We start from the raw sequence: 22954 nt of genomic DNA on the forward strand, positions 1-22954 counted from the left end.
GCACAGTGCCCTTGTGACAAAGCCTGCGACAGCAGCGGTTTCGCGCACGCGCCCGCTGCTTGCCAAAGTCCCCGAGATCACCGCCCTGTTCTGGGTGGTCAAAGTCCTTTCCACCGGCATGGGGGAGACCTTCTCCGATTTCCTGGTGGGCGGTTCGCAGCCCGAGATCGCCGTGCTCGGCGCGGGTGTGCTGCTTGTTGTGAGTCTGATCGCCCAGTTCCGGAGTCCGCGGTACGTGGCGTGGATCTACTGGTTCGCGGTGGTGATGGTGAGCATCTTCGGCACCATGGTCGCGGATATCGTCGATTTCGTCATCGGGATTCCGCTGGCGGTGTCGACGGCCGGATTCGCCGCGGCGCTCGCCGGGGTGTTCGCGCTCTGGTATCGCACCGAGGGGACGCTGTCGGTGCACAGCATCACCACGCGCCGGCGGGAAGCGTTCTACTGGGCGACGGTCATGGTGACGTTCGCGCTGGGGACCGTGGCCGGCGATCTGACCGCCACCACACTGCATCTCGGATATCTCCCATCGATTCTGTTATTTGCGATTGCTATTGCCGTGCCCGCCATGGCGTATCGGTGGGCGGGGCTGAGTGCGATCGGCGCGTTCTGGGCGTCGTATGTCGTCACCCGTCCGCTGGGCGCCTCCGCTACCGACTGGCTGGCCTCGCATCGGGCCGATGGTCTGGGGCTGGGCACCGGCTGGGTGAGCCTCGCGGTGACGATTCCGATGGTCGCGGGCATCGCGGTGCTGGCGCGGCGGAGGGAAAAGGTTGCTGCCTGAAGGGTGTGGTCCGGTCGGTTCGCTTCGGGTTATGCTTCCGGCGTTCCGGCCGAGATGCGCATCACGTCGTCTCACCTGACGGGAGTCTTTCGCGAGTTTCGCCGAAAACGTTCCGCTACCGCATCGGTCAATGGTAGAAACATCTTCGTTTCACTTTGCTCCGACGCTAGGACCCACCGATGACCATGGCCGAGACGACCGTTTTCGAGGCGCTCGAATCCAATGTGCGCGGTTACTGTCGGTCCTGGCCGACGGTGTTCGACACCGCGCGCGGCGCCTGGCTCACCGATGAGAACGGTAAGGACTACCTCGATTTCTTCGCCGGTGCGGGCTCGCTGAACTACGGGCACAACAATCCCGTTCTCAAGCAGGCCCTGATCGACTACCTGGTGGGCGACGGCATCACGCACGGGCTGGATATGTCCACCGTCGCCAAACGCCGTCTGCTGGAGACCATTCGCGATGTGCTGCTGATCCCGCGCGGGCTGGACTACAAGGTGCAGTTCCCCGGGCCCACCGGAGCGAACGCCGTCGAGGCCGCACTCAAGCTGGCGCGCAAGGTGACCGGCCGCACCACCATCCTGAACTTCACCAATGCCTTCCACGGTATGACGCTGGGCGCGCTGTCGGTCACCGGCAATGCGGCCAAGCGGGCCGGTGCGGGTGTGCCGCTGGTGCATGCGACTCCGATGCCGTACGACGGTTATCTCGAAGGCATGGACGAGCTTTCGTGGATGCGCCGGGTGCTGGACGACAGCTCCTCGGGCGTGGACAAGCCCGCCGCGGTGATCGTCGAAACGGTGCAGGGTGAGGGTGGCGTGAACGTGGCGCGCGCGGAATGGCTGCGCGCACTCGCCGAAATGTGCTCCGCGCGTGGCATTCTGCTCATTGTCGACGATGTCCAGATGGGCTGCGGCCGCACCGGCCCGTTCTTCTCCTTCGAGACCGCCGGCATCACCCCCGATATCGTGACACTGTCGAAATCCATTGGCGGCTACGGTCTTCCCATGGCTCTGGTGCTCATGAAGCCGGAACTGGACCAGTGGGCTCCGGGCGAGCACAACGGCACCTTCCGCGGCAACAACGCCGCCTTCATCACCGCCGAACTCGCCCTGCGCCACTACTGGTCCGACGATCGCATGGAACTGGCCACCCTCGCCAAGGGCGAGCGCATCCGCCGGCACCTGACCCTGCTCACCGAGGACTTCCACGGCCTGACAACCCGCGGCCGTGGTCTCGTTCAAGGCCTGGTCTTCGACGACGCCTCCCAGGCCGCCAAGGTCTGCCGCACCGCCTTCGAACTGGGCCTGCTCGTCGAAACCTCCGGCTCCACAGACGAAGTCGTCAAACTCCTCCCCCCACTGACCGTCACCGACGCCGAAATCTCCCACGGCCTGAGCATCCTCACCCGCTCCGTCGAAATCGTCCGCGGCGGTCACTGACCCCCAGATCTGTGCTCCTTCGGAGCACCCAAGCTGTCGTCACCGCCCACACCGGTGCCGACACGGTGCCGGGCTCCCAGCTGCGGAGGGAGCCCGGCACAACCTATTCCGCGTTCGGATCCGGAATTTGCTAGCGGGTGGGGTCGGGAGGGACGCTGTTCCCACGCCACCGAGGACTGCGAATGACGGGGACCGCTTGATGCACACCACGGAAGCCTGCATCGAAGACGCGAGCGCGGACGAACCGTGGAGCCGCATCGACCCCGGCCGGGTTCCCGTCCGCGTGCACGGCGTCGGCGTGTTCTACCGTCGCTTTTTCGACCTCGGTGCCGACCACTTCGGGCGGATTCGCGCGGAGCATGAATTCCAGTCCCTGACCGAGTCCACCAAGCCCGGGACAGCTCATCGCAGCGGAATCTATTTGACGCCTGTCACGCGCAGTGGCGATGAACTGCGTTTCCGCCTGCTCCGCTGCTCCACGAACCTCTCGGGGCCGACCGAGAATTTCCGCCCGACCGATACGAGCATTGTCGAGGCTCTGAATCGCGAGGCTGCCAGCATCTTCCGTGGCCAAGCACCGCTCAACCACGTTCTCGCCCAGATCTATCACAACACCCATGCCACGGCCGAGCGGAAGCAGTCCAAGGCCAAGATCTCGGCGCACGCCGATAAAACCAAGGACATGCCGGTCAACGGCATCATGGCCTTCTGCACCTTCTATGACGGGCTCGACAAGCTGCGGCCGCTGACCGAAGACGCTTTCGACTACGGCGTGAAGAATGTCAGCGGGCTGACCAAACTTCGCTTCCGCCTGAAGGATTCGGTCGAAGGGAACGCCGGGGGAGCACTCCCCGCGCAGTTCAGCCTGACCCTCTATCCCGGCTCCGTCTTCTTCATGCCGCTGTCCACGAACCGCCTGTACACCCATGAAATCCAGCCCTCGATGCTGGACGCCGAGTTGCTGCCGACCCGCCTGGGATATGTGGTGCGGTGCTCGAGCGCCGAAGCCGTACACAAGAACGGCCAGACGTTCCTTGTCAGGGCCGGAGACCTGGTGAAGCTGGGGCCGCCCACACCGGAGGGCATGGACGAGCTGCGCAAGCTGTACGCCGAGGAGAACAGAACCTCGTCCTTCATCGACTACGGCGACCGATTCCGCTTCAGCATGAACACGGGAGACTACGTTGCCCCCCGACCCTAGGATCTCGGGCGAGATCCTTTCGTACACACTGCCTTCCGAGCAAGACCTCTTCGCGGAGCTCTCCGCGTCGGCGCTCTTGGAAGACGTGGGTAAAGGCCGGCGCGGGGCCGCGCTCACCGAGACCGATGAGCTGGGCCGTGTCCCTCTCGTCCGCACCACCACTCGATACGGCAGCCCGGCGCAGCACTTCCGAGCGGTACACGACCGCCTGGCACGGCAGATTCAAACAGTCGTGGGTCTCCCGGTCGCCTTCAACAACGCTCTCATCGAGACCTACACAAACGCCTACGCCACCATGGGCAGCCACTCGGACCAAGCCCTCGACCTGGCCGACGAGTCATTCATCGCCATCTTCTCCTGCTACCGGCACCCCGAACCGATCCCGCCGCGGAAGCTCATCTTCACCCCGAAGGATTCCACCGAGAATTTCGAAATCCCCCTCGCCCACAACAGCATCGTCGCATTCTCCCTCGCCGCGAATCGTCGCCTCAAACACAAAATCATGCTGGACACCCCCGCCCCCGCACCGGAAAATCAATGGCTGGGCATGACCTTCCGAACGTCAAAAACCCTCCTCCACTTCCGAGAAGGCCACGCCCACCTCCCAGAAGGCGCGCCCCTCACCGTGGCCGACGAAGCCCAACAGCGCGAGTTCTACCAATTACGCCGCCGCGAAAACAACGAAACAAACTTCGCCTACCCGGCGCTGACATACACAATCAGCGAAAGCGACCTGATGCCACCCGCCTGACCCTGAGTGCCTAGCAATGGCCGTCGCTGTCTGCGATACACCCAACTCGATTCGTGGCCCTGTGGAAGTACCGTGAGCGGGGTGGAGGATGCCGAATCGCTCATCGCCGAATGGGAATCACGTGTCGACGTGTCGTGGGTGGCCTTCTGGGACCAGCTGAGTCCGATATGGCGACAGGTCCTCTCGGGCTCCACATCCGGTGTCGCACCTGCCGCGGGACCTATCCTTCGTCGTCGTCGGCTCACCACCGATTTGGCGTGGGTCGGGTATTTCGAGCCGGTGAAGTGTCTGCCGGCGGTGCGTGAAGCACTGCTGTGGGATGAGAACAGCATGGATCTCGGCCCGCTGACATTGACTCTGGAAGGTCACACTCGCTCTTGGGATCAGCTCCTGCTGGGGGGACCTGCTCGTGTAGATCTCGGGCAACTACGCGGTACGCCGATCCGGCACCTCGTTCTGTCCGTGGTGGATGTCGAGCAGGTCGACGCACTCGGTGAGATTCCTGGGCTCGAATCCCTCACGCTCGATCTTTACGGCGATTCGATAACGCTCCCAACGCTTTCCACCCTGACCGAGCTGAAACTGTACTCGGATACAGACATCGATAGCGCTGGTACACGAGCAAACCCGGCCCTGCAGATCACCCGGATCGCCAGTCCGTACTGGCCGCCGCCATTCGGACCGAACGACATTAATTGACGGTGCGTCCCCGAACGAGAGGATCACTCGCGCGTGCATCGCCCGGTCTCGGATCGCCACGGCTACCCGTCGCCGTCGATCCGGATCGAATTGGCTTGCGACCAATGCCCGTCTTGGCAGATCAGTACGTTCGTCCGGTCGAGATGAGCTCGGCTCGTTGATCTTTCAGTCCTGCCGCAGGGCCGCTCCGAACGGAGGTCGAGGCGGCTGGCTCGGTTCAGCTCGCCGGCGCCAGCACCCTCCATACCTTTCTGGAACGCGAGCGGACCTGCGGAGCCGCGTATTCGATTCGGCGGCGCGCTTCGTGGGTGCTGATCCGCAGCAGATCAGTCAATAGTTCGACGGTGTCCCCGTAGCCGGTGTCCGCGGCGAGGCCGCGACGCTCGGCTTCGGCGACGGCGGCGCGCATGGCGGCGTCAAGTCGCCTCCGGCGGCGTTCGGTTTCTACGAGGGTGCGCAGCAAATCGACATCGGCCAGATCCGGCCATCCCCGTGCTGGCGCATTCGGCGCCGGCGCGGTCGAATGTGTATTCACGCGAGCAGTGTAGCGCAGATATCGAACATATGTTCGACTATTCAACTTGTCGGACATGTCCGAGTCTCGGGCGCAATCGTGGTCTGCGCGGGCCGGTGATCCTCCGGTGGAGTTGGGGCTGATCAGGCGCGGTCGCGGAGCGTGGGAGCCGGGCTCTGCTGTGCGGGGTTGAGTCGTGGAAAAGGTTGCGGCGCAGTGATTTTGCCGCGCTCGTCGAGTGGTTGAAAACTACCGGTTCAAGAGGCGAATTCCTGTTGGAACCAGGTCAGGAGGGTGGCGTCGGTTTTGGGGCCGGTTTCTGGGCTGTCGGTGGGGAGGGCGCAGATATCGACTAGGAGGTGGAGGTCGTCGTGGACGGCTAGGAGGCAGGGCATGGGAGGGGTGGAGGTGGTGTCGGTGAAGCAGAAGTAGCGGCCTACTACTGTGCCGTTGGCTTTGCGCCAGACGTCGTCGGATCCGGCGGTACCGCCGCAGGATCGGCCGGGGAATTGGCCTAGGTCGGCCTGGTAGAGGACGTCTGCGGTGTGGTGGTCGGGGAGGCCGATGAAGCTGACGGCGGGGGCGCCCAGTTTGGTGGAGCAGTCGACAATGGAGGTTGCCAGGCTGCCGGGGGGATCGCTGTGGCGGCAGTTGACGGCTCGGTAGCCGTCGCCGGTGTGTGCCAGCAGGTCGCGGTCGGCGGGGGTGAATTGGTCGGGGTCCTGGGCGTTGTCGGGGGAGCGGAACTGTCCGCCGTTTACTTTCGCGCGGTAGTCCCGGAAGGGGGTGTCGGCGGGGGTGTCCCAGATGTAGACGGCCATGGCGGTGGCGGCGTCATTGGTCAGGATCAGGGTGGGCTTCGGCGCGTTCGGGGTTTCGGCCTTGTTCGCGAGGCAGGTTTTGCGGCCCGCTTCCTTGCCGTCGATCATGGCGGGCGCGTCGACGCCGGGCGGATCGCCGGGGCAGGCGGTGCCGTGCAGGCTGCCCAGCGCGATGGTCTTGTAGTAGTCGTGCAGCGCATCGGTGCTGCGGAAGCGCCAGAAGCGCGCTGCGGGAGCGGCGGCCGAGGGATTCGCGTCGCAGTAGAAGACGGCGGTCGAGTTGGCGTCCGGGTTCTCGTGCCGACAGTTGTGGCGTTTGTAGGCTGCCCCGTTGAGCAGGGAAAGCAATGCCACATCGGGTGCCTGCAGGGCGGTGTCGTTCGCGACCGCCACGCCCTTCCGCTCGCCCGAAAGTGCGGCCCATCCCGCGAAACCCAATGCGGCAGCCACTAATACGAGCACACCTGCCAGCGCTGCGAAACGACGTACTCGACCACTGCGTTTCGCGGAGCCCGTCGTACCGCTCCCACCGGTCCGGTCCGTCGGGTCGTCCGACCCCGTCGGCGCGACCGGTGCGTTCGAACCCGCGGGTTCGGACACTTGTGTAACCTGCTGCGGCCCAGTACTTGTCGGGACAGTCGCTGCCGCGGAGCCGGTGGGCTCTAGCGCGCTGCGGGCCGCGGTGGCCAACTCGCCCGCACTGAGATAGCGCTCCGCGGGATTCTTCGCCAAACCACGGGCGATCACCGGATTGAAGGTGGCCGGAACCGTGGAGCGCACCCGGCTCGGCTGCGGAATCGGATCGAACAGGTGCGCCCGCATGATCTGCGCATCCGTATCACCGGTGAAAGGCCTGCTGCCGGTGAGACATTCGAAGAGCACACAGGCCAGGGCGTATACATCGGTGGTGGGTGTCAGTTCACGGGAGCCGAAGCGTTCGGGCGCCATGTAGTAGAACGAGCCGACCGCGGAGCCGTCCCTGGTCAGCGAGGGGTCGGTGACGGATTGGGCGATGCCGAAGTCCACCAGATAGGCGAAGCCATCATGGGTGAGCAGAATATTGTCCGGCTTGATATCGCGGTGCAGCAGGCCGTCGGCGTGTGCCGCGTCCAAGGCGGCGGCAATCTGCTCGACGAGCGCCACCGAGCGCTCCGGTGAGCTCGGCCCGGCATTGCGCAGCAGCGCGCGCAGACTGTCGCCGTCGACCAGCCGCATATCGATGTAGAGATGGCCGTCGATCTCGCCGTAATCGTGAATAGGAATGACATGCGCCTCGCGCAACCGGGCCGCCGCATGCGATTCCCGCTGAAAACGCTGCCGGTACACCGGATCCTGGGCCAGGCGTTCGGGAAGCACCTTGATGGCAACAGTCCGGTCCTTGACGGTGTCGTAGGCCTGATAGACCTCGCCCATCCCGCCGCGCCCGATCAACCTATCCAGCCGATACGGCCCGAACCGGGACCCGACGCCGATCGGGTGATGCGGACTGCTCATAGCGCCCCCGGCTGTCTCATAGCGACCCCCGGCTGTTTCATAGCGGCCCGGGCTGTTCGTCGCGGCTCCATTGTGGCAGTCGCGGCTTGGAGTAGATCAAGAATCACACGGATTTCAAGGGGTGACGACCGGTGGACATCCCGGCAGGCTCGAACGAGGCGGTCGAGGGCTCGGCCGCCGTCGGTCCCCGTCCCCAACGCCCGAGGTGTTTGCCGTGTCTTCAGTTGCCGTGCAGGCCAGGCCTATCCCGGCCCGCCTGCGCTTCGCACGCTTACCGAGTGTGCCCATAGCCTGGGCGCGGCTCATCAGTCCACTGGTGTTGATCGCGCTCTGGCAGCTCGCCAGTGCCACCGGCGTGCTGTCCGAACGCAAGCTGGCCTCTCCGATGACGGTGGTCCACACGACCCGTGATCTCATTTCCGACGGCACGCTGACCACCGCGCTCACGGTGTCGCTGCAGCGGGCGGCGATCGGCTTTGTCATCGGCGCCGTCATCGGCCTGGCGCTGGCACTGGTCGCCGGGCTGAGCCGAGTGGGCGAGTACCTGGTGGATCCGCCCATGCAGATGCTGCGGACGCTGCCGTTCTACGGTCTGATCCCGCTGTTCATCCTCTGGTTCGGCATCGGGGAGCTGCCGAAGATCGTGCTTGTCGCCTTCGGCGTGGCGATTCCGCTGTACCTCAATACCTTTGCCGGCATCCGGAGCGTCGACGGCAAGCTCGCCGAGCTGGCACAGGTCCAGCAGCTCGGCCGCTTCGGCCTGGTCCGGCACATTGTGCTGCCGGGTGCGCTGCCGCAGGCGCTGGTCGGATTGCGCCAGTCCCTGGGTATCGCGTGGCTGGCACTGATCGTCGCCGAACAGGTGAATGCCGATGCGGGACTGGGCTTCATGATCAACAATGCCCGCGAATTCCTGCGCACCGATGTGATCGTGGTCGGCCTGCTGGTCTACAGCCTGCTGGGCCTGGTCACCGATTCGGCGGTCCGGTTGATCGAGCGGAAGGCACTGTCATGGCGACGCAGCTTCCTGGGAACGTAGTCGGTGCGGCCCGAGTTCGCGGGCTGGTCAAGGAGTTCGGCGATCGCCGGGTGCTGCACGGTCTCGATCTCGATATCCAGCGCGGCGAATTCGTAGCGCTGCTCGGGCGCAGCGGATCCGGAAAGTCCACGCTGCTCAGGGCATTGGCGGGCCTGGACCGGGAAACCGGGGGTGATCTGTCGGTGCCCGGTGAAGTGGCCGTCGCCTTCCAGGAGCCGCGCCTGGTGCCCTGGAAACGGGTGGCCGCCAATATCACTCTCGGTCTGCGACACCAGGATCCGAAGGCCGCCGGAAAGGCCGCGCTCGCCGAGGTCGGTCTCACCGGCCGCGCCGACGCCTGGCCGCTGACCCTCTCCGGCGGTGAGGCGCAGCGGGCTTCGCTGGCCCGAGCCCTGGTGCGCGACCCGGATCTGCTGCTGCTGGACGAACCCTTCAGTGCACTGGATGCCCTGACCCGCATCACAATTCACAATCTGGTGCTGGAGCTGTGGGCTCGGCATCGGCCCGGCGTACTGCTGGTCACCCACGATGTCGACGAGGCGCTGCTGCTCGCGGACCGGGCCCTGGTGCTGGCCGACGGGCGTATCGCCCGCGAACTGCGCATCGATCTGCCGCGCCCGCGCCGCCGCGACCACCCCGACTTCCTCGCACTGCGCACAAGCTTGCTCGCCGAACTCGGCGTGACTCCGGAAGGAACTGATCACTGACATGAACACCGTCACCAGACGCCTGTTCGCCGCCGTTGCGGTCACCGCTGCCCTCGTCACCGCGGCGTGCGGCTCGAGCGACAGCAACAACAAGGGTGTGAATGCGGACGGCTCGGTTGATCTGTCACAGGTCACGCTGCGGGTCGCCGATCAGAAGGGCATCGGACTGCAGGCCCTGCTCGAGGTCGCGGGCCAGACGAAGGACCTGCCGTACAAGCTCAACTGGTCCACCTTCACCGCCGGGCCGCCGATTCTGGAGGCCATCAATGCCGGGTCCGTGGATATCGGCGGCGTCGGCAATGCCCCGCCGGTATTCGCGGCGGCCGCGAAATCGCAGATCAAGATTGTCGCCTCGTACTCGTCCGGAGTGAAGGGGCAGGCCATCCTGGTGCCCAAGGACTCCACGCTGAAGGATCCGAAAGATCTGCGCGGCAAGAAGATCGCGGTCACCCAGGGCAGTTCGGCGCACTACCAGCTGCTCTCGGTGCTCTCCAAGAACGGTCTGAGCTTCTCCGATATCCAGCCGCAGTATCTGCAGCCCGCCGATGCGCTGGCCGCGCTGTCCACCGGTGCGGTGGATGCCTGGGCGGTCTGGGATCCGTATGTGGCTCAGGCACAGGCCGCCGGCAGCCGGGTGCTGGTGGACGGTGAAGGCTACGTACGCGGCGACAGCTTCTTCGTCGCCGGAACCAAGGCGCTGGACAACAAGGCCAGTTCGGCGGCGCTGCGGGATCTGCTGGTGCGCATCCAGAAGGCGCACGCGTGGATCAAGGCCAATCCCGAGCAGTGGGCCAAGCAGTCCTCCACCCTCACCGGCCTCACCTACGACGTCAGTCTGGTGGCCGTGCAGCGCGGGGTCTACGAGCACCATCCGCTCGACGCCCCGACGATTGCCGAGGAGCAGTCCGTGGCCGATGCCTTCAGCGCCGCGAAACTCATTCCGGGCAAGGTGAATATCAACGACTACGTGGACACCCGCTTCAACGACCGCTTCAACTCGTGAGGATTCTTCGATGAGCCTGACCTTCCACTGGTTCCTGCCCACCTCCGGTGACTCCCGCGGCCTGGTGGTCGGCGGGCACGGAACGCCCATGTCGGGTGATCGCCCGGCCTCGCTGCACTACCTCAATCAGGTTGCGGCAGCGGCCGAGACGAACGGTTTCGAGGGTGTGCTCACCCCGACCGGCTCGTGGTGCGAGGACGCCTGGCTGACCACCGCCATGCTGGCCGGCACCACCGATACGCTGAAGTTCCTGGTCGCGCTGCGCCCGGGGCTCATGAGCCCCACCCTCGCGGCGCAGATGGCGGGCACCTTCCAGCGGCATTCGGACGGGCGGCTGCTCATCAATGTGGTGACCGGTGGTGAACCGGCCGATCAGCGGGCCTACGGCGATTTCGCCGACAAGGAGACGCGCTACGCCCGCACCGGGGAATTCCTGCACGTGGTCAAATCGCTCTGGGAATCGCAGGAGCCGTTCTCGTTCACGGGCGAGCACTATCGGGTCGAGAACGCACTGCTGAGCAATCGGCCGAATCCGGTGCCGCCGGTGTTCTTCGGCGGCTCGTCCGCCCCCGCCGGTCCGGTCGCGGCCCGCTATGCCGACACCTACCTCACCTGGGGTGAGCCGGTGCTCGCCGTGAGCCGCAAGCTGGAGTGGATTCGCGGACTGGCGGTGGATCACGGCCGAAAGCTGGACTACGGCCTGCGGATTCACGTGATCTCCCGCGACACCTCCGAGGAAGCCTGGGGCGTCGCCGACAAGCTCCTGGCCGGCATCGATCCCGCCGATATCGCACGGGTGCAGGCCAGCCTCGCGAGCAGCGAATCCGAGGGTCAGCGCCGCATGGTGGAGCTGCACGGCGGCAGCCTGGATCGGCTGGAGATCGCGCCGAATCTGTGGGCGGGCGTCGGCCTGGTCCGCGGCGGCGCGGGCACCGCGCTGGTCGGCTCGCACGAAGAGGTCGCCGAGCGGCTGGTGGAGTACTCGAAGGTCGGCATCAACCACTTCGTGCTCTCCGGTTATCCGCATCTGGAGGAGGCGTACTGGTTCGGCGAGGGCGTGCTGCCGATCCTGGAGCGAAAGGGGCTGTGGCAGCACCCGAATCGCCGCCCGTACATTCCCGCCGTCACCCCGTTCGCCGGAGCGTCCAGCAGCTAGCGTCGCGCACCGGCTGCCGGCCCGCGCCGCAATTGCTTGCGCGGCGCGTCCGCGGGGTGCTGAGGAATTCACCGGGTCGTCGCGCGGAAGCCAACAGGGTCTGTCAGAGTCGAGCTCCATGAGCGGTCGACGGATCCTGGGGATGTGCGCGGCACTGCTGAGCGTGGCGCTGGTGGCCGGCTGCGGCTCCGGCGACAATGCCGCGCCGGGCGGTAAGCCCGGTGCGGTACCGCTGATTTCGACGAATGACCTGCCCGCGGCCCAGCCGGGTGAGGTGCATCTGTTCGCCATCAACGATCTGCACGGGAATCTGCAGCCGCCGAGCGGAAGCAATGGCACGATCGGCGATTACCAGGCCGGCGGCGCTGCGTATCTCGCGGCGCACCTGGCCAAGCTGAAGGCCGCGTATCCGGCCGACGCGATTCTGTCGGCCGGTGACAATGTCGGCGCCAGTCCGCTCATCTCGGCGCTGTTCCACGATGAGCCGACCATCGAGTTCATGAATACCGTCGGCGTGGCCGCCTCGTCGGTGGGCAATCACGAATTCGACCACGGCGTACAGGAATTGCGGCGGTTGCAGCAGGGCGGGTGCGCGGACGACGGCTGCTCGCCGGGAGATCCGTTCTCCGGAGCCAAGTTTCCGTATCTGGCCGCCAATGTCACCGACGGCAACGGTCAGCTGCCGCCGGGGCTGAAGGCGTGGACCATGCTCGATATCGGCGGGCACAAGATCGGTGTGGTGGGTACGGTCACGCCCGATACCGCGCATATCGTGATGCCCGAGGGGATTCGGGGCTACACCTTCGGTGACGAGCCCGATGCCATCAACAAGTACGTGCCGGAAATCAAGGCCGCAGGTGCGGAGACCGTGATCGCGCTGCTGCACGACGGCGGCGCACAGCACAGCGAGGACGGCGCGCAGATCGATTACAACGGTTGCACCGGAATAGATCCCGGTGTCACGGATCTGGCGAAGCGCACCGATGCGGCGGTCAAGGTCATGCTCACCGCGCACAGTCATCAGGCCTACAACTGCACCATCAACGGCAAGGTGGTCACGCAGGCCTCGTCCTTCGGCCGTCTCATCACCGATGTCACGCTGCGCTTCCATGACGGGACGGTCGATGCGAAAGCGGTGAACCGGGTTGTCACCCGCGATATCGCGCCCGATCCGGCAGCCACCAAGCTGGTCGATTTCTTTGCCGCACAGGTGAAATCGCGTGCCGATCGAGTCATCGGCAGTGCCACCGCACCGCTGCCCAGCGCCCCGGACCCGGCCGGGGATTCCCCGCTCGGTGATGTCATCGCCGACTCCATGCTGGCGGCGATGGCGCCGCAGCAGGTGGTGGCCGCCTTCATGAATCCCGGTGGGGTGCGGGCGGGTTTGACCGGCGGCGCCATCACCTACGCGCAGGCGTACACCGTGCAGCCGTTCGGGAATCAGGTCGTCGCCGTCGCGCTCACCGGCCAGCAGATCCTGAGTCTGCTGGAACAGCAGTGGGACAATGTCAGCAAGCCCGGCGTGCTGTCGGTGGCGGGCATTACCTACGCCTACTCCGATACCGCGCCCAAGGGGCGCAAGGTGATCGCCGACAGCGTCCATATCGGCGGCCAGCCGCTGAATCCCGTTGCCCTGTACCGAGTATCCACCAATAACTTCCTCGCCTCCGGCGGCGACGGCTTCTCGGTCTTCACTCAGAGCCGCGATACCCAGGTCGGCCCCATCGATCTGGACGCGATGGAGTCGTATCTGAAGAGCCGCGGCACCGTCGAACCGCCACCCGCCCGCATCGAGAAGCGCTGATCCGCGCTAGCGGCGGAACTCCTCCACCGGTGTGAATTCGGCATCCCGGTCGCCGACTTCATTGCGATACCACTGTTCTCGGCGGTGGCGCTGCACCCGGTCGGCGACCGCATCGAGACCGGGAACGGTGCGGCGCAGCGTTTCCGCGCCGAAGACCAGAGGCGCCTGCATGATCGGATGCAGCACCCACGGGAACCGGCGCGGCATATGGTGGCGCGCGTAGGTGGCCGGCGGTAGCCAGAACGCGGTGTATCCGATCTGGACCCGGTAGTTGAACTCGTCGCGAATCCGTTTGGGCCACGGCGTATTCGGCTTCGGCTCGAAGGCCGGAAGATAGGACTCGACCAACTCCTCGCCATCCGCGCCCGCGGTGTACGCGCGCTTGACGAAGGCCGCGAACATGAGCTGCACCGACTCCCGGAAGTTCTGCGGATACCACGCGGGCTGCACGCCGAGCAGATGACCCACATAGCGCCAGAAGTGCAGTGTCGCTTCGATTTCCCGGATCGTGGTCTGATGCCCGATGCTCCACAGCGCCAGGCCCGGCACCACACTGCCGCCCATGAGGGTGAGCGTCGCATCGCCGATGCTGATCGGCACACCCCAGGCGGCGGTATCCCATTCGGGGCGCTGCATGAGCTTGCGGCGAATGAAGACGTGCATGATCCGGACCCGCATGGCGGTCTGCCGGCCGCGGGCGCCCGGGGCGAGGCCGCCGGGTTCGGACACATCGATCCAGAAGCGGACGGTCTCCAGCTGGCGTTTGTGCGCCTTGTCCCCGGCGTAGCCGCCCGCGTACGAGAGCGGTTTGGTGATGGAGCTCTCCGAGTACATCTCCAGGGTGCTGGTGGTCGCGAAGCTGAAAACCGAAGTGCCCCAGCGGCGGAACACCGTGGCGCCCCGTGCGACGAGGTCCGGGTCCAGCCACGCCGGGGCGGATTCGAACTCCTCGAACAGGCGGATGAGCGTCGGCGGTGCGTCCGGCACCGAGTCGATGCCGTGCGCCAGGGCCCGATCCAGCAGGGCGCGGCCCGCTTTCGGCCCGATGTCGCTGAGATAGACCTCGTCGACAAACGCCTCCGCCACCGGATCGGCCTGGTAGTAGGCCTCGCCGAAGGCGCGCACCAGCTCGTCGGACGGCTGGGGATCGAAGCGGAACACACGGCGCCAGGCGCGGCGGGCCCGCTGTATCCGCGGATCGTCGCGCCGCTCCCAGTATCGGAATTCGGTCGGAATCGTGCCTGCCGCAGCGACTTCCATGGTCGCCGGAACCTTAGCGCTGGTCATCTCCGAAGAGTAAGGTGAGTAGATGCTCACTTCCTACTCACTTTTGCGGCGGCGGGCTGCTCATGGCTGAAACACCCGCTGTCCGGCGCAAGAAGCCGAGCCAGGAGCGCGCACGGGAGACCCGGGAGCGGATTCTCGACTCGGCCGCTCAGCTTTTCGCCGAGTACGGAATTGCCGAAACCTCCACCAATCGCATCGCCGCGCACGCGCATATGAGCATCGGATCGCTCTACCGCTACTTCGACGACAAGGCCGCCATCGTCGAGATACTGCGCGGGCGGCTGCTCACCGAATTGGAGGAGTGCTTCACAGAGGCGGTACTCGGCAGTCTGGGTCTGCCGCTGCGTGAATCGGTCGCCGGCAGCCTGCGCGCGATCATGCGCGCACTCACCGAGCGGCAACGATTGGTGCGCGCGCTCGCCGCCGAGGCCACCGTCGCGTGCATCGGCTTCGGCGGACTGGAACGCCGTCTCCTGCTCCTCACCCGTGCCTACCTGCTGCAGCAACTCGGGCCGCGCCCCGACGACGAACTCGATACCCGCGCCTTCGTCATGGTGAACGCGGGCCTGGCCGCGAGCCTGCGCATCGCCCTGCAACCACCGCAGGGCCTCGACCCCGACCGCCTCATCGACGAAACCGCGAATATGTTCGCCGACTGGCTCAGCGCGGGAGCCTGAGCGGGCCGTCCGCAGGGTGGGCGGGTGCACCGCACGAAGACGGGCGCGCCGCACGAATCGGGTCGAAAGTGTGCCGCAGATGGCCTGACGCGCGGCTGTCATGCGCTGTTCACGATCGTCCCCGACAGTGGATCGGGTGACGACTATGACGACCGTCGAGGACCTCATGACCCTGCTGGCCGACTGCGAGGACGCCTGGGACATGCCCGACCGTAGCGGCGACCCGGTCGATATTCTCGACCACGACCGCCAGTGCGCCGAACTGCTGCGTCAGCAGTTTCCGGACGATGAGGAACTGCAGGTCGCCGGGCTGGTTCACGATATCGGCCACGTGCTGGTCCCCGGCGACGATGCCGGGCACGGCCGCCACGGCGCGAACGCCGTGCGCGGCCTCCTCGGCCCCCGGGTCGCCCGACTCGTCGAACTGCACGTCACCGCCAAGCGCTATCTGGCGGCCACCGATGCGGTGCACACCGCCACCCTGTCGGAATCGAGTCAGCGCACCCTCATCGCGCAGGGCGGCCCGATGACCTCCGAGGAGATCGCGACCTTCGAATCCGGCCCCGACTTCACCGCCGCCCTGGCCCTGCGCCGCGCCGACGATGCCGGCAAGGTCATCGGCCTGACGGTGCACTCGCTCGATTCATGGCAGCCGGTAATCGCCCGGGTCGCAGCAAGGGTGGGATAGCTGCCGATCCCTGAGCTGTCCCCGCTGGGATCGACCTTCCCTGCTGCATTGCGGGCGTGGAACCCGGGCAGATGTTTCATGATTGCGGGGCGACAGCCTGCTTGACGGTGTGAATCGACAACACTTCCTGCCGCACTGTGGGCGGCGAACTCGGGCGGAGCATGCGTGATGCGGATGCGCCACCGTTCGACGGGTGCGGCCCGGACGTGTCAGTCGTGGCGTGGTGGTGGGCGGTCGTGGCGCCGGCACATAGAGTTGATCTATGTCGCTATCACCCCGGGTGCCTGATCTTGCCGCGCTGGATCTGCTGCTCTCGGTGATCGAGCTGGGGAGTTTGGGGCGGGCGGCGAAGGCGCACGGGATCAGTCAGCCGTCGGCCAGTTCGCGGATCAGGTATCTGGAGCAATTGGTGGGTATGCCGGTGCTGGAGCGGACCACGCTGGGGTCGCGGCCCACTGCGGCGGGGGCGCTCATCGCGGAGTGGGCGCGGGATGTGGTCGATGCGGCCGCCCGGTTGGATGCGGGCATCGATACCCTGCGGACGCAACGGGATTCACGGCTGCGCGTGGCGGCCAGTCAGACCATTGCCGAATACCTCTTCCCGAAATGGCTGATGGCCCTGCGCACTCGAATGCCGGACACCTCCATTGCCCTGGAATCCGGGAATTCGGCAGAGGTGGCGCGGGCGGTGCTGGACGGTCGCGCCGGAATCGGTTTTGTGGAGAGCCCGCAGGTGCCTGCTGAGCTGGAGAGTCATCTGGTCGCGCGCGATCGTCTGGTGGTCGTGGTGGCCGCCGGACATCGCTGGGCGCGCGGCGGTGCGGTCACCGCGGAGGAGCTGGCGGGTACGGCGCTCATCTACCGCGAACCCGGTTCCGGCACCCGAATCTCGTTCGAGCGAGCCATGACTCGCGTTATTCCGGGGTGGGAACCCACCGTGGCACTGGAGCTGTCCTCCACCCAGGCCATCAAGACCGCTGTCGCCGAGGGTATGGCTCCGGCGGTGCTCAGCTCGCTGGCGGTGGCACGGGAACTGGCCGAGGGCGTGCTGGTATCGCCCGAAGTGACCGGTTTGGACCTGCATCGGGACCTGCGGGCGGTGTGGCCCAGGGGGCAGCGCCCCACCGGTCCCGCCCGTGATCTCTACGCGATCGCGAGCCGTCCGGTCTGACTTCTTTTACCTCCGCTCCAGAGCTTGCGCACAGCGAAGGCTCAAGTGCGCCAACGGCTCCCGCCCGGGTCACGGAGGGGTTATGGTCACGATATGGTGCGAACAGCCGTCGCCGCCGCCGACCCGGACGAGCCCGACTCTCCGATGTCGGCTCAGCGTCCTCATTTGGAGGTTGTTCCGGGAGAGGCCGAGGCAGAGCCGCCGGAACCACTGCCGCTCGGTGCGAATCCGCTGGCAGCGGTGGACCTCGAGCGGCTGTCCGCGGCGGCCCGGCATCGAATCGCGGCTTTCATTCATCTCCAGATCGCCGCCCTGGAGGAAATGCCCGACCCACTGCCGGGCGGCGACGTCAATCCCTAACCGCCCCAGCGCGGTTGCGATTCAGGCGCAGAAGTAGCAGGTGCCGCCCACGGGTAGCTGAATGAAGCACTGCGAGCAGACCGGCGCGCGCACCGGCTCCGGCGGGGCTTCGGGGGCCACCGTGGTCATGGTCATGCGGCGCTTGGCGGCAACCTTCGGCGTGAGCGGCGGCACACCACCGTCGGCCGGAATCGCGGCGCCGTAGAACTGGTAGCACTGCCAACGGGCATAGGCGGCATGCAGTTCGAGATCCTCCGGAATCGGCAGTCCGGCCAGCTCGAGAACGTACTTGTAGGCGTCCCCGACGGTGTGGTTCTGCCGCACGCACAGCGACGGCAGCGGCGGCTCGCCCGCACGGTGGCAGCGCCGGGCCACCTTGCGCAGGATGGCATCCATCCAGGTGCGGGTGGGCGCCTCGGTGTGTACGCCGGACACCTCCTGCACGCGCTCGGCCAACTCGTTCACAGTGACGAAATGTCCATACCCGGTTGCGGTTTCGGCCAGTTCGGTATGCGCGGCCAGCGCCCATGCCACCGTCGCCTCACGGAACGGCACCGCGGTCCCGTCACCTGCACGCCATGCTCCAACCGTCACAGCTACGGAATCGTTCATCACCTGTCCAAGTTATCGCGTTGCGTGCCGCACAAGCCAATAGCCTCCCGCGACGACCGGACCGGGTGCGGCGGTGACCCGAGCGGACCCGAGTGGGGAAGTCGAAACCGCATACCGACCGGTGTGTGGTGAGTTTAACTGTGCGACAACGAGTTTTACATCGGTGTTCAGACTACAGCGATAGAATAAACGAGGTTCGGCCTCGCACCTACTCGTAATTTTTCAGCGATCCGGGTGGGCTGAATTACTTCCGCTCCAGACCCCGGCGGTTCGATCGTCACTCGAACCTGCGCAAGGGGGCGTGATGTACAGCACCGAAAACAGCGGTGTCCCTACGAGATCGGGCGAGCATGCAACCAGAGTGCTGGCGTGCGACCCGTCACAGCCGCCTGCGGCGAGCGGTCTCACCGCCGGTGCCATGCGCGCTGATCAGGCCGATGATGATGCCATCGGCGGTGATGCCTTCCGGCAATGGACGGTGGTGGCCGTGGTCGTCGATGCCGACCGCGTCGGTCTGCTGCCCATCGGGATGGTGATGGCCGCCGATCTCGAATTGGCCGCGGACCAGGTCTGTGAACGGCTGCCCGCACCGGACGGGGGCGCCGGCGCGCGCTATCTGGTCGCGTCCCCGTGCACGCTCGAGGTGGATCTGCGCATGTGCCGCGTTGTCACCGTGCCGCAATTGACCTGGGTCAATCGCATGCACTGGTGCGATGACGCCTGGGCGCTGGACGAATGGGTGCCCGCCGAGGGCGGCCTGCGCATGCTGGACCCACAGCGCTGGCGCGCCTCGCAGCGCCGTAGCGCGGAATCGTGAGGATCGCGCATACCGCGGTCGCCCAATTCCTGTCCACCCTGCGGGAGCTCGACGCCGGCCCCGATGCCGCGCTGATGCACGGTGATCGTTTGAGCGCGGCCTGTGTGCGCGTACTTCTGGCGGACGAAGCGACGCTGGCCCTGTCCATGCCGGGAAACCGCTGGGAGGTGCTCGGCGCGGCAGGCGATACGGCCGCGCGATTGGCCGACGCCGAGGCCGCGACCGGTGAGGGACCCGGACCCGACGCGCACACCGGCGGTGCTCCGGTCCGCGTGCCGGACTTCGGGAGTGCCGTGGCGGCGGGTCGCTGGCCGCTGCTGGCGCACTGGGATCGACTGCCGGAGTCCGTCGGTTCGATCTGTTCGATTCCGCTTCGCCTCGGAGCAATTCGCGTCGGATTCCTCGACCTGGTCGGCGCCGACCGGGTGATCCGCGAAGTCGAGGCGTATACCGATGCCCTCCAGGTCGCCGACATGATCGCCACTTTGCTGCTGGCGGCCGTCACGCCGCCGGTCAATCGCGGCTGGGACAGCACCGGGACCGCATTGGGCGCCTGGTGGGAACAGCCGATCTCGGCGCGGGAGATCCATCAAGCCACCGGAATGGTTGCTGTACAACTGGATTCGACGCTCGCCGTGGCGTACGCGCGCTTGGTCGGACATGCTTTCGCCACCGGCCGAACGCTGAGTGAAACCGCCGGTGCGGTAGTCGCCCGCCGGCTTCGTATCCCGGCCGATTACGACTCGGGTTCCGGGGCAACCGAGCATTGAGGCGCGCAGGTAGCGCGTTGGGGAGTGCGACGAGAGAAGAGATGAGTGGGCAGATGACAGGCCGAGACGGTGCGTTGACCGCTGCCATGATCCGCATGGTCGACACTCTGGTGGTCGACTACGACCCGGTGGAGCTGACCCAGGAGCTCGTCGACACCAGTGTCGAACTGCTCCCGATCGATGCGGCCGGGCTGTTGCTCGCCGACAGAAACGGCGAGCTACAGGTATTCGCCTCCACCTCGGAGGAGACCCGGCTGCTGGAGCTGCTGCAGGTCGAATCCGCGGCCGGGCCCTGCCTGCAGGCCTATCGGACCGGAGAGCAGGTCCTCATCGGGGATCTCGGCGAGGGGATGCAGCGCTGGCCGGCTTTTGCCGAACGTGCGGGCCTGGAGGGCTTTCGCGGCGTCTGCGCGCTGCCTTTGCGATTGCGCGACGACCGGCTCGGCGCGCTGAATCTGTTCACCACCCGTGTCGGGGTGCTCGGGCCGGACGATGTGCGGATCGGCCAGACCCTCGCGGATTTCGCCACCATCGGCATACTGCATGCCCGCATACTCGCCGATTCGATGGTGGTGAACGATCAACTCGGCATCGCCCTGAACACCCGGGTGGTCATCGAACAGGCGAAGGGCATGCTCGCCGAACGCGCGCACCTCGATATGGATTCGTCGTTTCAGCTGCTGCGCAAGTACGCCCGCGACACCAATCAGCGGATGGCCGATGTCTCACGCGGACTGGTGGAGCGCTCGGACCAACTCGAAGTAATTCTCAATCACCGGCTCCGGAAATGATTTTCGGCCACGACCGAGGGCTCGCTGAGAATGCCTCGGATCGGGACCGGCGCGCGTAGAGTCGTCAGGGCACGTCTAGCTGCTCCGGACCTCGGTGGTCGACCTGCGTATGGCATGGCTATCAATTGGCACCAGCCGACGCGAAATGGAGTACCACAATGAATGTCCGGCCGCTCGAACCGATTCCCGCCCGCAGAGAACTCCTGCCCCGTCACGCCGCGTGAACCGGGTGCGATCGTGACCATCTCTCGGACATCGTATTTCGATGCTGTGGACGTTGCCGGGCTCTCCGACAGCGCCGAACTCGCCGATGCCGGTGACCGCCTGGTGCGGCATCTCTTCGACGTCGGATTGCAATTACACGCTCTCCGTGTGGTTTTCGAGCAGTGCGGCAACAGTGACCTGGACCGGCGGGCCGCCCGGGATGCCATCACCGGCATGCTGGACGATCTGGATCTGCTGATTCGCGACAGCAATCTGGCGATGCGCGCCGCCGACGGCGGTGCGGAGCGCGAATGATGCGGGGGTATCGCGAATAATGTCTCAGTGCCGGTGTTTACGCAGCACCGGACCGCGTATCTGCAGTTCGGTCATGACGAAGCGATCGCGGGCCAGTGCCAGCATCGCCCGGCTGGTGTCGTGGATGAGCTCGTCGAGATCCTCGATCACATCCGAGACCGCGACACTGGCGGCGAGCACCTGCGCCTCGGTGGAATCTCGGCGGTCGAAAATATCACGTAGCTCATGTAATTCGATGCCGACGTCGAACAGCTGGCGCACCAATCGTTCGCTGGATCTGGCGAACATCGCTGTCGCCAAAGAAGATTCCGTCGCCGGTGGGTTGCCGGTGGGTTGCGACGACACCGGCGCTTCCGGGAATGACGCTCCAAGGTCGGACATTTCGACCTCCTGGGTCGATTTCGCGAGATCCCGAGCGACGCTGCGGAACTCGGCGCGAAAGCACCTTCACTGTACGCCTGTCCGTGGTCCGGGTACCGGCCTGGTGCAGGGTTCCACCATCTCGGTACGGTTCCGGACCCTTCCCTCTGTAAACGTAGAGTCGGTGGCATAGTGGACGTCTGTTGGGTAGCAGTACGTAGGGGAGGCGCAGTGGCTCGCAATGCCGACGGCAGATCCACCTCGACCGGTGAGCTTTCGGCCCGGCGCGAGGCCATCTGCGCCGCCGTGCTGGATCTCGCCGCCGCGGGCGGCAATCGCGCGGTCACCCACCACGCCGTCGACGACAGACTCGGCATCGCCCGCGGCTCGACCTCCTACTACTACCGCACAAGGCAGGAGCTGTTGCGGGCGGCGGTGATTCACCTCGCCGCCACCTCCCGGCGGGAATTCCAGGCGGCGCAGCAGTCCGGCGAACGGCAGCCGGTATCGATCGACCGCGCCGCGGATCTCATTGCCGGACAACTCGATCTGCTGCTCGGCGCGCGCCGGCGCGATGCGCTCGCGCGCTATGCCCTGGCCGCCGATGCTGCGGAGGACGAGGACCTGCGCGATGTCCTCGCGCGCTGCCTGTTCTCGGTGCCCGCGGCCACCGCGCTCATGGCGACGTCGGGCGTACCGGATCCGGAACAGGCCGCGCACGATCTGATCAGCCTGCTCGAGGGGCTGCTGTTCGATCGGTTGTACGGCAGTCGCTCCCGGCTCGGTATCGCGGCCGGCACGCCCGCCGGTGTGGCGGATCTGCGTGCTCCGGTCCGGCGCTGGCTCGGCGTTCTGCGGGGGTAGCGCCGCTATCGAGCCTGCAGGTGGTGGCGCAGCAGCACCGCGAGCTGGTTGCGGGCGTCGTCGAAGGGGTGGCTGGATTTGAGGGCGCGGCTCTGCACGATGGCGCCCTCGATGACCGACAGCAGCAGTCCGGACAGTGAGCAGGCGACGCCGCGTTCGATACCGGCCGCTACGAGCCCGTCGGCCAGGCGGGCGGTCCATTCGGCGAAGGCCTGGCCGGCGGCCGACTGCAGGGACGGATCCAATTCGTCCAGGGCGGCGGCCATCATGAAGGATCCGGCACGGTAATCGCTGGATTCGAGTTCGGTGCGCCAGAAGGCGAGCAGTTCGTCCAGCCAGCGTTCGGGGGAGGGCGCGGCGGGCAGGGCGTCGGCCATGCGGCTGACGTGCGAATACACCACCCGCGACACGATTCGTGCCGCCGCCTCCATCAATTCGCCCTTGCCGGACGGGAAGTGCTGATAAAGCGAATTGCGCGAGGCATTGCTGCGTTTGAGCAGTTCACTCAACCCGGCGGCGTGCACGCCGTGCTCCTGCACCGTGGCGATGGTGCTCGCGATCAATCGAGCACGCGGTCCCGCCGTCATGGAAGTTCCTCCAACCCTTGCTGCTCTTGCTCGTGC

The 22954-nt window shown here is 66.2% G+C and carries 25 protein-coding genes; 19 read left to right on the forward strand and 6 right to left on the reverse strand.

Features of this window, described 5'->3' with window-relative positions:
- The first annotated feature begins 13 nt into the window (after positions 1-13).
- The 5 genes from ABZX86_RS13065 to ABZX86_RS13085 all read left to right on the forward strand — a co-directional run bounded on the left by ABZX86_RS13065 (position 14) and on the right by ABZX86_RS13085 (position 4877).
- Positions 14-784, forward strand: a complete 771-nt coding sequence (locus ABZX86_RS13065) for a hypothetical protein (RefSeq protein WP_355123089.1) — start codon at positions 14-16, stop codon at positions 782-784.
- Positions 785-963: 179 nt separating this feature from the next.
- Positions 964-2226 (forward strand): diaminobutyrate--2-oxoglutarate transaminase, encoded by a 1263-nt coding sequence (gene ectB, locus ABZX86_RS13070; RefSeq protein WP_355123091.1) that lies wholly within the window; start codon positions 964-966, stop codon positions 2224-2226.
- A 283-nt stretch (positions 2227-2509) separates the two neighbouring features.
- Positions 2510-3427: a hypothetical protein gene (locus ABZX86_RS13075; protein WP_355123093.1), complete on the forward strand. Its 918-nt coding sequence runs from the start codon at positions 2510-2512 to the stop codon at positions 3425-3427.
- Positions 3411-4178: a hypothetical protein gene (locus tag ABZX86_RS13080; protein WP_355123095.1), complete on the forward strand. Its 768-nt coding sequence runs from the start codon at positions 3411-3413 to the stop codon at positions 4176-4178. Before ABZX86_RS13075 ends, ABZX86_RS13080 begins: the two co-directional genes overlap by 17 nt.
- A gap of 81 nt (positions 4179-4259) precedes the next feature.
- A complete protein-coding gene (locus tag ABZX86_RS13085) occupies positions 4260-4877 on the forward strand; it encodes a hypothetical protein (protein ID WP_355123097.1) in 618 nt (205 codons plus the stop codon).
- Positions 4878-5094: 217 nt separating this feature from the next.
- Here ABZX86_RS13085 and ABZX86_RS13090 read toward each other — a convergent pair whose 3' ends face one another.
- Together ABZX86_RS13090 and ABZX86_RS13095 are read right to left on the reverse strand one after the other, a co-directional pair.
- A complete protein-coding gene (locus ABZX86_RS13090) occupies positions 5095-5412 on the reverse strand; it encodes a DUF222 domain-containing protein (RefSeq protein WP_355123099.1) in 318 nt (105 codons plus the stop codon).
- 236 nt (positions 5413-5648) lie between these two features.
- On the reverse strand, positions 5649-7706 hold the full coding sequence (locus ABZX86_RS13095) for a serine/threonine-protein kinase (protein WP_355123101.1): 2058 nt from the start codon (positions 7704-7706) through the stop codon (positions 5649-5651).
- A 214-nt stretch (positions 7707-7920) separates the two neighbouring features.
- On the opposite strand from ABZX86_RS13095, the gene ABZX86_RS13100 reads away from it, so the two are divergent.
- The 5 genes from ABZX86_RS13100 to ABZX86_RS13120 all read left to right on the forward strand — a co-directional run bounded on the left by ABZX86_RS13100 (position 7921) and on the right by ABZX86_RS13120 (position 13415).
- On the forward strand, positions 7921-8745 hold the full coding sequence (locus tag ABZX86_RS13100) for an ABC transporter permease subunit (protein WP_355123103.1): 825 nt from the start codon (positions 7921-7923) through the stop codon (positions 8743-8745).
- Entirely contained in the window at positions 8718-9452 is a 735-nt protein-coding gene (locus ABZX86_RS13105) for an ABC transporter ATP-binding protein (protein WP_355123105.1), read from the forward strand. The genes ABZX86_RS13100 and ABZX86_RS13105 overlap by 28 nt, the downstream gene beginning before the upstream one ends.
- Before the next feature lies 1 nt (position 9453).
- Positions 9454-10455 carry an ABC transporter substrate-binding protein gene (locus ABZX86_RS13110; RefSeq protein WP_355123107.1) on the forward strand — a complete coding sequence of 334 codons (1002 nt, stop codon included), beginning with the start codon at positions 9454-9456 and terminating at the stop codon, positions 10453-10455.
- A gap of 10 nt (positions 10456-10465) precedes the next feature.
- Positions 10466-11611, forward strand: a complete 1146-nt coding sequence (locus ABZX86_RS13115) for an LLM class flavin-dependent oxidoreductase (RefSeq protein WP_355123109.1) — start codon at positions 10466-10468, stop codon at positions 11609-11611.
- A gap of 118 nt (positions 11612-11729) precedes the next feature.
- Positions 11730-13415 (forward strand): bifunctional metallophosphatase/5'-nucleotidase, encoded by a 1686-nt coding sequence (locus ABZX86_RS13120; RefSeq protein ID WP_355123111.1) that lies wholly within the window; start codon positions 11730-11732, stop codon positions 13413-13415.
- A gap of 6 nt (positions 13416-13421) precedes the next feature.
- On the opposite strand, the gene ABZX86_RS13125 is transcribed toward ABZX86_RS13120, so the two are convergent.
- Positions 13422-14702 carry an oxygenase MpaB family protein gene (locus tag ABZX86_RS13125; RefSeq protein WP_355123113.1) on the reverse strand — a complete coding sequence of 427 codons (1281 nt, stop codon included), beginning with the start codon at positions 14700-14702 and terminating at the stop codon, positions 13422-13424.
- A 62-nt stretch (positions 14703-14764) separates the two neighbouring features.
- On the opposite strand from ABZX86_RS13125, the gene ABZX86_RS13130 reads away from it, so the two are divergent.
- From ABZX86_RS13130 to ABZX86_RS13145, 4 genes are all read left to right on the forward strand, one after another.
- Positions 14765-15379, forward strand: coding sequence for a TetR/AcrR family transcriptional regulator (locus tag ABZX86_RS13130; protein WP_355123115.1), 615 nt, complete (start codon positions 14765-14767; stop codon positions 15377-15379).
- A gap of 145 nt (positions 15380-15524) precedes the next feature.
- Positions 15525-16067 (forward strand): HD domain-containing protein, encoded by a 543-nt coding sequence (locus ABZX86_RS13135; protein WP_355123813.1) that lies wholly within the window; start codon positions 15525-15527, stop codon positions 16065-16067.
- A 262-nt stretch (positions 16068-16329) separates the two neighbouring features.
- Entirely contained in the window at positions 16330-17238 is a 909-nt protein-coding gene (locus tag ABZX86_RS13140) for a LysR family transcriptional regulator (RefSeq protein WP_355123117.1), read from the forward strand.
- 93 nt (positions 17239-17331) lie between these two features.
- Positions 17332-17598: a hypothetical protein gene (locus ABZX86_RS13145; protein WP_355123119.1), complete on the forward strand. Its 267-nt coding sequence runs from the start codon at positions 17332-17334 to the stop codon at positions 17596-17598.
- 21 nt (positions 17599-17619) lie between these two features.
- On the opposite strand, the gene ABZX86_RS13150 is transcribed toward ABZX86_RS13145, so the two are convergent.
- On the reverse strand, positions 17620-18192 hold the full coding sequence (locus ABZX86_RS13150) for a hypothetical protein (RefSeq protein WP_355123121.1): 573 nt from the start codon (positions 18190-18192) through the stop codon (positions 17620-17622).
- A gap of 436 nt (positions 18193-18628) precedes the next feature.
- On the opposite strand from ABZX86_RS13150, the gene ABZX86_RS13155 reads away from it, so the two are divergent.
- The 4 genes from ABZX86_RS13155 (at position 18629) to ABZX86_RS13170 (ending at position 21107) form a co-directional block, all read left to right on the forward strand.
- The gene (locus tag ABZX86_RS13155; RefSeq protein ID WP_355123123.1) at positions 18629-19027 is read left to right on the forward strand and encodes a hypothetical protein; all 399 of its coding nucleotides are present in this window, start codon (positions 18629-18631) and stop codon (positions 19025-19027) included.
- A complete protein-coding gene (locus tag ABZX86_RS13160) occupies positions 19024-19797 on the forward strand; it encodes an ANTAR domain-containing protein (RefSeq protein WP_355123125.1) in 774 nt (257 codons plus the stop codon). Before ABZX86_RS13155 ends, ABZX86_RS13160 begins: the two co-directional genes overlap by 4 nt.
- A gap of 53 nt (positions 19798-19850) precedes the next feature.
- Positions 19851-20588 (forward strand): GAF and ANTAR domain-containing protein, encoded by a 738-nt coding sequence (locus ABZX86_RS13165; RefSeq protein WP_355123127.1) that lies wholly within the window; start codon positions 19851-19853, stop codon positions 20586-20588.
- Positions 20589-20825: 237 nt separating this feature from the next.
- On the forward strand, positions 20826-21107 hold the full coding sequence (locus tag ABZX86_RS13170; RefSeq protein WP_355123129.1) for a hypothetical protein: 282 nt from the start codon (positions 20826-20828) through the stop codon (positions 21105-21107).
- A 24-nt stretch (positions 21108-21131) separates the two neighbouring features.
- Here ABZX86_RS13170 and ABZX86_RS13175 read toward each other — a convergent pair whose 3' ends face one another.
- Positions 21132-21488 carry a hypothetical protein gene (locus tag ABZX86_RS13175; protein WP_355123131.1) on the reverse strand — a complete coding sequence of 119 codons (357 nt, stop codon included), beginning with the start codon at positions 21486-21488 and terminating at the stop codon, positions 21132-21134.
- A 210-nt stretch (positions 21489-21698) separates the two neighbouring features.
- Here ABZX86_RS13175 and ABZX86_RS13180 point away from each other — a divergent pair, with 210 nt between their 5' ends.
- On the forward strand, positions 21699-22331 hold the full coding sequence (locus ABZX86_RS13180) for a TetR family transcriptional regulator (protein ID WP_355123133.1): 633 nt from the start codon (positions 21699-21701) through the stop codon (positions 22329-22331).
- A gap of 5 nt (positions 22332-22336) precedes the next feature.
- Here the strand turns inward: ABZX86_RS13180 and ABZX86_RS13185 are convergent, their stop codons facing one another.
- A complete protein-coding gene (locus ABZX86_RS13185) occupies positions 22337-22918 on the reverse strand; it encodes a TetR/AcrR family transcriptional regulator (RefSeq protein WP_355123135.1) in 582 nt (193 codons plus the stop codon).
- Between the last annotated feature and the right edge of the window lie 36 nt (positions 22919-22954).

The sequence above is a fragment of the Nocardia sp. NPDC006630 genome (genome assembly GCF_040611495.1).
Classification (GTDB): Bacteria; Actinomycetota; Actinomycetes; order Mycobacteriales; family Mycobacteriaceae; genus Nocardia.